The sequence below is a fragment of the Paenibacillus sp. F4 genome, assembly GCF_002894905.1.
Taxonomy (GTDB): domain Bacteria; phylum Bacillota; class Bacilli; order Paenibacillales; family Paenibacillaceae; genus Paenibacillus; species Paenibacillus polymyxa_B.
This window is the reverse complement of the sequence record NZ_POVS01000011.1, coordinates 1-926: the sequence shown is the minus strand read 5'-3', so window position 1 is coordinate 926 and position 926 is coordinate 1. Positions and strand designations below refer to the sequence as shown.

Below are 926 nucleotides of genomic sequence, written 5' to 3'. Positions count from 1 at the left end.
CACCGAACCCGTAAGGGAGCAGATTTACAGTCTGATGCGTTTGGCCACTTCGCTAATCCTCCATATAAAGGTGGCTCGGGACGGAATCGAACCGCCGACACGAGGATTTTCAGTCCTCTGCTCTACCGACTGAGCTACCGAGCCATACCCATTAACAAAAAAATAAAGTGCGGAGGGATACCCCTTCCCACTTTAGTACGGTAAAACTATTGAATTGAAAAATGGCGGAACTGACGGGATTCGAACCCGCGATCTCCTGCGTGACAGGCAGGCATGTTAGGCCTCTACACCACAGTTCCCTAGATTTTTCAAAATTCAAAAATGGTGCCGGCGAGAGGACTTGAACCCCCAACCTACTGATTACAAGTCAGTTGCTCTACCAGTTGAGCTACACCGGCACAATGGTGGAGGCTGAGGGGATCGAACCCCCGACCCTCTGCTTGTAAGGCAGATGCTCTCCCAGCTGAGCTAAGCCTCCTGGGTATGTATGGTAGCGGCGGAGGGGATCGAACCCCCGACCTCACGGGTATGAACCGTACGCTCTAGCCAGCTGAGCTACACCGCCATAACATAATATTTCGCTTGCTTGTCCTAAATGGCGGAGAGAGAGGGATTCGAACCCTCGCACCACTTTCGCAGTCTAACCCCTTAGCAGAGGGTCCCCTTATAGCCACTTGGGTATCTCTCCATATAAATGGACTCGCTTAGCAAAACTCCGCAAGTTATTCTTCAACTCACCAAAGTGATTTGGAATATCAAGCACAATTTCAAGGTTACACCCTGAAAACTGGATCCGAAACTCATTTGCGTTTTATTTTAGGATAAGCCCTCGACCGATTAGTATTGGTCAGCTCCATGCATTACTGCACTTCCACCCCCAACCTATCTACCTCGTCGTCTTCAAGGGGTCTTACTAATTGGGAAAT

General features: G+C 49.7%; 6 tRNA genes and 1 rRNA gene. All 7 read right to left on the bottom strand.

Annotated features, from left to right (window positions below):
- Positions 1–71: 71 nt before the first annotated feature.
- Positions 72–144: transfer RNA gene (locus tag C1T21_RS11540), tRNA-Phe, on the bottom strand.
- Positions 145–222: 78 nt separating this feature from the next.
- Positions 223–299 (bottom strand) — tRNA-Asp (locus C1T21_RS11535).
- Between the two features lie 23 nt (positions 300–322).
- Positions 323–398, bottom strand: a tRNA-Thr gene (locus C1T21_RS11530).
- A 4-nt stretch (positions 399–402) separates the two neighbouring features.
- Positions 403–478: transfer RNA gene (locus C1T21_RS11525), tRNA-Val, on the bottom strand.
- Between the two features lie 10 nt (positions 479–488).
- Positions 489–565: transfer RNA gene (locus C1T21_RS11520), tRNA-Met, on the bottom strand.
- Between the two features lie 31 nt (positions 566–596).
- A tRNA-Ser gene (locus C1T21_RS11515) sits at positions 597–688 on the bottom strand.
- A gap of 129 nt (positions 689–817) precedes the next feature.
- Positions 818–926, bottom strand: a 23S ribosomal RNA gene (locus tag C1T21_RS11510); the annotation flags it as partial.